Source organism: Prevotella sp. CAG:592 (assembly GCF_000436015.1).
Classification (GTDB): domain Bacteria; phylum Bacteroidota; class Bacteroidia; order Bacteroidales; family Bacteroidaceae; genus Prevotella; species Prevotella pectinovora.
In genome coordinates this window covers 36,829-46,450 of sequence record NZ_FR892512.1, presented here as the reverse complement: position 1 = coordinate 46,450, position 9,622 = coordinate 36,829, and the positions used below count along the sequence as shown (strand labels likewise).

At 47.2% G+C, this 9,622-nt stretch carries 6 protein-coding genes and 1 pseudogene; 5 read left to right on the top strand and 2 right to left on the bottom strand.

The annotated features are described in order from the left end of the window. Both rpsR and rpsF read right to left on the bottom strand, forming a co-directional pair. A partial coding sequence (gene rpsR / locus QVO99_RS01915) for a 30S ribosomal protein S18 (RefSeq protein WP_288176869.1) occupies positions 1-187 on the bottom strand: 187 nt, incomplete at its 3' end. A gap of 2 nt (positions 188-189) precedes the next feature. Further along, a complete protein-coding gene (gene rpsF / locus QVO99_RS01910; protein ID WP_278841078.1) occupies positions 190-534 on the bottom strand; it encodes a 30S ribosomal protein S6 in 345 nt (114 codons plus the stop codon). A gap of 425 nt (positions 535-959) precedes the next feature. Between rpsF and QVO99_RS01905 the strand changes: the two genes are divergently transcribed. The 5 genes and pseudogenes from QVO99_RS01905 to QVO99_RS01885 all read left to right on the top strand — a co-directional run bounded on the left by QVO99_RS01905 (position 960) and on the right by QVO99_RS01885 (position 9,532). After that, positions 960-1,556, top strand: coding sequence for an RNA polymerase sigma-70 factor (locus tag QVO99_RS01905; RefSeq protein WP_022315902.1), 597 nt, complete (start codon positions 960-962; stop codon positions 1,554-1,556). Positions 1,557-1,827: 271 nt separating this feature from the next. Next, positions 1,828-2,841, top strand: coding sequence for a FecR family protein (locus tag QVO99_RS01900; protein ID WP_022315901.1), 1,014 nt, complete (start codon positions 1,828-1,830; stop codon positions 2,839-2,841). A gap of 268 nt (positions 2,842-3,109) precedes the next feature. Continuing rightward, positions 3,110-6,337: a TonB-dependent receptor gene (locus QVO99_RS01895; RefSeq protein ID WP_022315900.1), complete on the top strand. Its 3,228-nt coding sequence runs from the start codon at positions 3,110-3,112 to the stop codon at positions 6,335-6,337. Positions 6,338-6,440: 103 nt separating this feature from the next. Continuing rightward, a pseudogene (locus QVO99_RS01890) lies at positions 6,441-8,108 on the top strand (RagB/SusD family nutrient uptake outer membrane protein). Between the two features lie 119 nt (positions 8,109-8,227). Beyond that, the gene (locus QVO99_RS01885; RefSeq protein ID WP_022315897.1) at positions 8,228-9,532 is read left to right on the top strand and encodes a histidine phosphatase family protein; all 1,305 of its coding nucleotides are present in this window, start codon (positions 8,228-8,230) and stop codon (positions 9,530-9,532) included. Positions 9,533-9,622 lie beyond the last annotated feature (90 nt).

Below are 9,622 nucleotides of genomic sequence, written 5' to 3'. Positions count from 1 at the left end.
ACTTCAGAGATGTTCCAGTGATACGACGTGGAAGGATTTTTCCCTGCTCGTTCAAGAATTTCTTGAGGAACTCAGGATCCTTATAGTCGATGTACTTGATACCGCTTTTCTTGAAACGGCAATACTTCTTTTTCTTAGTGTCCACTGAAGGTGGAGTCAAGTATCTGATTTCTGATTCTTGTGCCATTTTTAAGCCTCCTCTTTTTTACCAAGTTTGTTTCTTCTCTTGACAGCATACTCAGAAGCATACTTATCAAGCTTAACTGTCATGAAACGGATTACCTTCTCATCGCGGCGGTATCCAATCTCAAGCTTCTCAACAACTGATGGCTCAGCCTTGAACTCAAGCAGGCAATAGAAACCTGTTGACTTCTTCTGAATTGCATAAGCCATCTTCTTCAGTCCCCAGGTCTCCTCGTTCAGGATCTCAGCTCCCTTGTCGGTAAGCAGAGTCTTGAATTTAGCGACCGTTTCCTTCATCTGTTCATCAGACAAAACGGGAGTCAAAATGAAAACGGTTTCGTAATGATTCAACATTGTTTTAATTGTTTATTTATTAAATTTGCAAAATGCGGTGCAAAGGTACGACTTTTATTTTTATACTATACACAATCCAGCTATCGTTTAAACACTTGTTAACCATTGCCTAATACTATTTAAGGGAATTTATCATGTAATAACCATTAAGAATAGGGTTAATTCTAACTTTCCTTCATACATAAAGTAATTATTCAGGCATTATTTCTCCCACCGATCAGCCATCAAGGCAGTTTCCAATGCCAAAAAGATGCTTGCAAAGACATAATTTTCAAGAAAAACGTGTACCTTTGCCTATGAGATGGCAAGAGACAATATAAAAACATACTGCCACGCGACATCTTTATCAAAATCCAATTAAAACGAGTTAATATCACACGTTCACTTCGAATCAACTATAATACGAATCAATTATAAAAGATATGGCTGACGACACTTTTATAATATCACGGTTATACAAAGGCGACGAGGATGCTTTTCGCTACATTTTTGATAATGAGTATGGACTGATGTGCAGTTTTGCCAACAGGATGCTCCACGACAGGGCCATGGCTGAAAGCATTGCTGACGACGTGATCTTCAATCTTTGGAAGAGCCACGAGAGACTCAACATAACCAGCAGTCTGCGTTCCTACCTATTGGGAGCTGTAAGGAACAGGTGTATAAACGAACTGAAATCGCGCATAAAGCGCCTTTCTGCCACCAATGCTTCTCTCAACATAAGAGAAGAAATGGAAATGCTCGACGTTATTTTCACAGATGGCAGCCAACCCCTAGGAACACTGCTCGAACAGGAACTCGAAGAACAAATAAGTCAGTGCATATCGCTGCTTTCTAAAGAATGCCGCGAGGTGTTCGAGAAAAGCCGTTTCGAAGGACTTTCATATAAGGAAATCGCTAGTGAACTGAATATTTCAACCAACACAGTGAAATATCACATCAAGCAAGCATTGTCATTTCTCCATTCCAATCTTGACGGTTATCTGAAGTGGATTGTCATCGCCATGCTCATAAGATAGCATTTCAAAGTATGCAAATCCACATTATAGTCATTCACTCAATCACAGCCAGTATCCTTACAGGCAGTTTTCTGAACAAATAGCATGTGAATGAGCCTACACTTGAAGAACAATGGGAAAAGACTATATAAATAATGTACGCTAGGAGAGACACACACTTTCAATCACCATTGAATAAATATTTTTATGATGGAGTTATTTTTTTCAGTTTTTCACTACCCTCTCATCTGTCATGTTTGTCATAACAGTATAGAGACTCAAAAATCCTGATATGCAAAGAGAAGAAAAATACGAACAGATCGACAAGATGGCGGAGCGTTATCTTGCTGACAGAAGCGACAGGGAGGCGATAGTTTTCCTGCGCGATGCCGCATTGGAGTCTGACGACTATCGCCGTCGCATACGGCATATCATCGAGATTGACTTCTCATCTGCCGTTGCATCATCTGCCGACGGTTACGACAAGGAACAGGCCTACCACCGTTTCTGCGATCGCGCTTCTTCAAAAGGGAATACCGGCGGCACATCATTTTTCCGCCTTCATTGGCGTAGTGCCGTGGCAGCGGCTGCCATTGCCTTGGCCGTGGCTCTACCGTGGGCAGGATACGAATATGCCACAATCAGCATGACGCGTCAGCTTGCCCAGATCAGAGTATCGTCTTCAGACGGTTCCATCTCCGAAGTGCGTCTACCCGACGGAAGCCGTGTATGGCTGAACGCCCGTTCACACATCGAGTATTCTCAAGGATTCGGCATCAGCGACCGAAATGTGAAGCTTACAGGTGAAGCATGTTTCGACGTTAGCAAAAACAAGGAGCTGCCCTTTGTGGTAAGTACGAAATCGGCAAATCTGAAGGTCCTTGGCACAAGATTCACTTTTCGCGACTATCCAGAAGACCAATGCGTCACTGTGAAGCTAATGCGTGGACATGTAGACATTGCGAGCACCAAGACCGGCAAACACATGGAAATGGTAGGCAACGAGCGACTGACACTGAACAAGGGCACTGGCCAGATGACCAAGATGAAGATGGAAGATGGCAACCGTTCTGACTCATGGATACATGGTGAACTGTTCTTCGACGAGATACCACTCATACAAATAGCCCAAACACTGGAGCGCACCTACAAAGTGAAGATAAAAGTGGCACAACAGTTACGTCAGAGGGCCTTCTACGGAACATTCCGCCAGACAACAACCATTGAGGATATTCTGTCTACAATGGCCAAAACTCAACAGATGAGATACAAACGACTGAAAAGTGGGGAGTATTACATATATTGAATGGGTAAATTTACAAGAAACAGATTTACCAATCTTACATAAACCGAATCTATTATGAAACCTGAAATATAAAAACAAAAGACAAAGCCTATGGATAAACAAAAGAAAAGGAAATGACACGAAATACTGAAAAAAGGAACTTATAAGAACTGTAAATAAGCAGTCAGAATATAAAAACTGAATAACCGAATCCGCCTCGCCCCAATATGGAGCAGGCAGGACATAATCTCTATCATAAACAATAATAAAAAATAAATCTATTAATCCTATGTACAACTATCAAAAGGCTGTATGCATAGCCTCAGCACTATTATGCCTCAGCGCCACTGCCAGTGCTCAGCAGGTGACGCTCAGAGCAAACAATGTAACTGTGAAGCAGGCCATGAACCAATTGCGGGAAAAGACCGGCTACACTTTTGTTTTCTCATCTACCGATGTCAACACCCAGCGACAGGTAACGGTGTCGGCAACCAATGCCGACCTCTCTGCCGTAATCGAGCAGATTTTGAAGGGTCAGAAGGGCATCGACTACAAGATTGAAGGCAAGAACATCATTATAACCAAAGCTCGCCACAACGGTGTGAAACATGCCACACAACAAGCCGGCAACAATGCCACCAAACGTCTTACAGGAAGTATCCTGGACGAAAACGGTGACCCCATGATCGGTGTCACTGTAACTGTGGACGGCATGCCAGGCGGTACAATTACCGATATCGACGGTAATTTCGTTCTTGCCAACGTTCCCTCTTCAGCGAAAAGCCTCCACGTGAGCTACATCGGCTATGAGGACAAAACCGTTGCCGTTGCCGACGGCATGATGCGAATCAAGATGAATCCAGATACGAAACAGCTTGACGACGTGGTCGTAGTGGGTTACGGCACCGTGAAGAAGAATGACCTTACGGGGTCTGTTTCTGCCATCAAGCCAGATGAATTCAACAAAGGTTCAAGAGCGAGTGCACAAGACGCTCTCGTGGGCAAAGTTGCCGGTGTAAACGTTGTTTCAAGCTCTGGTGCTCCAGGCTCTGGCTCTACGATACGTATCCGCTCCGGTGCATCTCTGTCGGCTTCTAACGACCCGCTGATAGTTATCGACGGTGTGCCAGTGGACAACTCTTCCATCGAGGGCGGCAGCAACCTTATCGGCGGCATCAACCCTAACGACATCGAGACTTTCACTGTATTGAAGGATGCCTCTGCCACTGCCATCTATGGTTCACGTGCCAGCAACGGCGTTATCGTGATAACAACAAAGAAAGGAAGTTCGGGCGCACCGAAGTTCAACTATTCAGCAAACTTTGCTATAAGCACTACAGCGAAACGTCTGAAAGTGCTCAGCGCCGATGAGTTCCGTGCCTTCGCCCCAACAGTGACAGGTGTACCAGCTGACGCAGCTTTCGGAACAAACAACACCGACTGGCAGGACGAGATATACCGAACAGCATTCGGCACCGACCACAACATCTCCATGTCGGGAAGCATCAACAGGAAAGCTCCAGTTAGGGTGTCTTTAGGCTACACAAACCAGAACGGTATCATCCGCACGAACAATTACAAGCGCTATACCTTCGACGGCGGTCTCGCACCGAAGTTCTTCAAGGACCACCTTTCTGTAAACGTTAATCTGAAAGCTTCAATGGAGGACAACACCCGCGTGGACGAATCAGTTGTAGGCAATGCCTTGGCTTATGACCCAACACGCCCTGTGCATACCGGCAGCGAGACATCTGCCACTGACCCAGGCCGTGGCTACTTCATCTGGATGAACGGCAACTCTCCGATGGCCATACAGACCGACAACCCTGTGGCACAATTGGAACTACAGAATCTGCACAACAAGCTCTATCGTTCTATCGGCAACGTTGCCCTCAACTATAAGGTGCACGGTTTCGAAGACCTGCAGTTGAACCTCAACCTGGGCTACGATGTGCTTGAAAGCAAATACAGCAAATTTGTGCCTGATCTGGCGGGAATGATGTATACGGCTAACAAAAAGGACGGTACGGGTCTCGACTACAACTCCAAGCACAACAAGACGAACACCCTGCTCGACCTCTATGCCAATTATCAGCACTCATTCGGCAAACACGACATCGGAGCCATGGCCGGTTACGGATGGCAGCATTTCTGGAAGAAGTTCAGCGATACCACACTGTCGCCAGAGGGAGTGGAACTGTTCTCCGCAAAACACTCTAAGTCTGAATATTATCTCCTTTCATTATATGGAAGACTGAACTATAGCTACGACAACAAATACATGGTTACGGCAACTCTGCGTTCCGACGGATCGTCGAGATTTGCCAAGGGCAACCGCTATGGTTATTTCCCTTCTGTAGCTCTGGGATGGAAGATTTCCGAGGAGTCGTTCCTGAAAGAGAACAAGGTTCTGACAAACCTGAAACTGCGCCTTAGCTATGGCCAGACTGGTCAGCAGGACATTCTCAACGACTATCCATACATGACAACCTTCTCTGCCTCTTATCCAGAATCCAGCTATCTGTTCGGTGACAAGTGGTATAACACTTATCGTCCTAACGGCTACGACCGCGACATCAAATGGGAGACAACGGAGACATGGAATGCCGGACTTGACTATGGTTTCCTCAACAACCGCATATATGGTTCTATCGACGTATACAAACGCCACACCAAGGACCTTCTCAACACCATTCCTGTAATTTCCGGTGTGAACTATTCCGCCGTGCTCACCACGAACATCGGTGAGATGGACAACAAGGGTGTAGAGTTCTCAATCAATGCAGTGCCTGTTCAGACCAAGGACTTCTCGTGGAGCGTAGGACTGAATTACACTTGGAACGACTCAAAGATAACGAAACTCAACACCGTAGATACAGAAGGCTCTTACGTTGAAACCGGCGCCATCTCTAGCACTGGCAAGTTCGTTGAATGCTTCATGGTGGGCAAACGCCCTTACACCTTCTATCTGGCAAAGCAGGCATACGACGAGAATGGCAAGCCTATGGAAGGTCAGTTCGTACAGCCGGACGGTAGCGTTTCTTCTAAGGAGACACGCCATGCCAGCCGCTGCGCCCTGCCAAAGTCATATCTCGGTTTCAACACTCAATTCACATACAAGAACTGGGAGTTGGGCATCACTGGCCATGGTTCATTCGGAAACTACATATATAATTATGTGGCAGCCAACCAATACCAGCAGCAGGTATATAGCGATCAGGGCAACTTCTCAAATATCCTGAAGACCACGGCACAGAGCGGATTCCAGCAGCAGCAGCTCTATTCTGATTACTTCCTCGAGAAGGGTGACTTCTTCCGTATCGACAACATCACGCTGGGCTACACATTCCACAAACTATGGAACTCATCGAGCAGCCTGCGTCTCTCGGCAGCAGTTCAGAATGTATGTGTAATAACCGGTTATTCGGGTCTGGATCCAGAGATATACAACGGTATCGACCGTGACGTATATCCTCGTCCACGCACCTTCTCAATATCTGCTAATCTGAATTTTTAAATAAAGTAAATGAATTGACGGGAGAACTGGTCAATGAATGAAACAATTTCCCAGTCAATCAACAAAATGAACACAACTTATGAAAAAGAATATATTGAAAACAATGTTGCTGGGCATCCTGGGATGCCTCTTCACATCATGTTTCAGCGACCTCGACACCATGCCTCTCGACGACAATGAGCTGGTGAGCGAAAAGGTCTATCAGACAGCCGACGGCTATACAGGAGTACTTGCAAAATGCTACAGCTCACTTATCCTCACAGGTCAGAAAGGTGGCGACGGTGGCGACGGTGACCTTGAGGGTGCCAACGAAGGATACTCTGGATATGTGCGCCTCATGTTCTACCTGCAGGAGTTGCCAACAGACAACTTTATCATGCCATCATCGTCTAACGGACTGCGCAAATGTCTAAACTTGCAGTGGGACGCATCCAACGCTTCTGTCATCCGCTGGACATATCAGCGTCTCTACATGTCTATAGCATACTGCAACGAGTTGCTGCGCGAATGTACCGAGAGCAAGCTCAAGAGCCGCGGACTATGGAATGAACTTGGCGGCGAATGTGCCAGCTACCGTGCAGAGGCACGATTCATCCGCGCCTACTGCTATGCTACCTTGTGCGACCTCTTCGGCGGCGTGCCATACATCGACGAGAACACTGGCGTGAAGGACATACCGCAACAGTGGACCCGCAAGCAGATATTCGACTTTGCCGAGAGCGAACTTCTCGCCATAGACACAGACCTCAAGGCTCCAGGCGAGAACGTGTATGGACGTATCGACCGTGTGGCAGCATGGTTCCTGCTCTCCAGAATGTATATAAACGCAGAATCATGGACTGGCGAGAACCGCTACAACGATGCTCTCAAATATGCCAAGATGGTGATCAACGACGGTACTTATCCTTTGGCCCCTGACTATCGTACGATCTTCCTCGCCGACAACGACAAATGTAGCGAAATAATCTGGCCTCTCGTTCAGGACGGACTCAGAGCACAAAGCTCAGCCGGAACGAACTTCTAAACAAAGGCTTTCGTCAACGGACCGATGAACGAGCTGTATAAAACAGGCGTTGGATCTCGCGGATGGGGCAACGTAAGGGCGAAGACCACTCTCGTTGACGCTTTCGACGCCCAGGATGTGATATTCGACCCAAACGACACATGGGGCGACAAGAAGATGGACAAGCGAGCACAGTTCATGACGGCTCTGCCCAACCAGACAAAGAACACATGGGACGAGAAAGGCAACATGACGAGCACCTTCACCTGTGGCTACGGCTACATCAAATGGCGCAACGTAAACCGTGACAATTCTCTGCCAGAGCAGGGTGACGCATATTCATCCATCGACTTCCCTCTGTTCCGCTCTGCCGAAGCTTATCTCATAGCCGCCGAGGCTATTCTGAGAGGTGCTAACGGCACTATGGATGAAGCATTAGGCTATGTAAATGAAATACGCGAACGCGCCTATATGTCTGGCAAATACGCAAAGGACGGTGTTCGTTCCGACGTATCGGGAGATATACAGATGAGCGATCTCAATCTCGATTTCATCCTCGCTGAGCGCCAGCGCGAACTTGCCACAGAACTTGTGCGCCGTACCGACCTCGTACGCTTCGGCAAATTCACAAGCGGACGCAACTGGGATTGGAAGAACGGCGTGCGCGAAGGTGCCGACGTAGAGGATTACCTGAAGGTATTCCCTATCCCTCAGACAGAGTTCTCCAACATGCCTTTGCTGAAGCAGAACGACGGTTATGCCAATTAACGAGTTAACAAGCAGACGAGTTAACAAGTAGACAAGTAGACGAGTAGACAAGGAAATTGTTTTTCTTCTGACAATCAAAGGAAACCTCCTTGTCAACTCGTCAACTAAAAACAAACATCATGATTTCAATCAGACACACACTACTCACACTGACCATCGCCTTGGCAGCCAACGGTGCGATGGCACAGACATCATTCGAAGAGATCAGTGCCGATCTCAACAAGTCGGGAGGCGTATATCTCGCATACCCAGAAGTGACAACACGCCAGACTCCTGCTCCAAAAGGCTACACACCATTCTACGTAAGCCATTACGGACGCCACGGTTCTCGCTATCTCTTGGGCGACGGCGACTTCACCATGACCATCTCACTGCTTGAGAAGGCTGAAAATGAAGGATGCATAACACCGCTCGGAAAGGACGTGCTGCAGCGCCTTCGCAAGGTGTTCACAGAAACACGCGGACGGGGCGGAGACCTCACTCCACTGGGAGCCAGACAGCACAAAGGTATTGCAGAGAGAATGGCCCACAACTATCCTGAGGCGTTCAGAGGCAAACGCCGTGTATTCGCCCGTTCCACTGTTGTATACCGTTGTGCCATGAGTATGGCGGCATTCTGCGATGGACTAAAAGGTATATATCCGCAGCTCTCTGTCGACTACGAAATGACGGAGCGCAACATGTCATATCTGAATTACCATACCGATGAGTCAAACAAATTCACTCATGGTGAGACTGGTCCTTGGGTGGAGGAATATCGCAAGTTTGAGGCAGAACACGTGAAACCTGCTCGCCTCGTAAACTCACTGTTTTCAGATGCCGACTTTATCCGCTGCCAGGTAAATCCGGAGAAACTCGCATGGGCATTCTACTGGATTGCTTCTGACATGCAGGACATAGAGACCAAAGACGTGACGTTCTACGACATTTTCACGCCACAAGAACTCTTCGACATGTGGCAGTGCGTGAACTACCGCTTCTATATCGGCAATGCCAATCCTCAGATGAGCGACGGACTGGTAATGGCAAACGCATCAACGCTCGTTGAGAATATCCTTGAATGTGCAGACAAGGCTATCAGCAATGGCGATATGGCTGCTGACCTAAGATTCGGCCACGACGGAAACGTCATTCCGCTACTTGCACTCCTGCAGATCGATGGATTTGATGTGGAAGTAAGGAAACCAGAAGAGGTCTACAAACACTGGGCTGACTTCAAGGCCACCCCGATGGCAAGCAACATTCAGATTGTATTCTTCCGCAACAAGGCAGGCAATATCATCGTAAAATTCCTCCACAACGAGAAGGAATGCCATATCCCGGTAGCCACCGATTCATGGCCATATTACAAATGGTCTGACGTGAAGAACTACTATCAAAACAGGCTTAAGCAAATCAAACAACGTGTAGCCAACAGAAAATAAGACAACACACCACACACCTTACCAATAGTTTTTTATGTTCGCAAAGGCTCGGAGAATATATCATCTCCGGGCCTTCTTTGGTTAAGGAGA

Excerpts from the sequence above, each read along its gene's own strand:
- QVO99_RS01905 (WP_022315902.1), top strand. The coding sequence starts at position 960 with ATGGCTGACGACACTTTTATAATATCACGGTTATACAAAGGCGACGAG.
- QVO99_RS01900 (WP_022315901.1), top strand. The coding sequence starts at position 1,828 with ATGCAAAGAGAAGAAAAATACGAACAGATCGACAAGATGGCGGAGCGT.
- QVO99_RS01895 (WP_022315900.1), top strand. The coding sequence starts at position 3,110 with ATGTACAACTATCAAAAGGCTGTATGCATAGCCTCAGCACTATTATGC.
- QVO99_RS01885 (WP_022315897.1), top strand. The coding sequence starts at position 8,228 with ATGATTTCAATCAGACACACACTACTCACACTGACCATCGCCTTGGCA.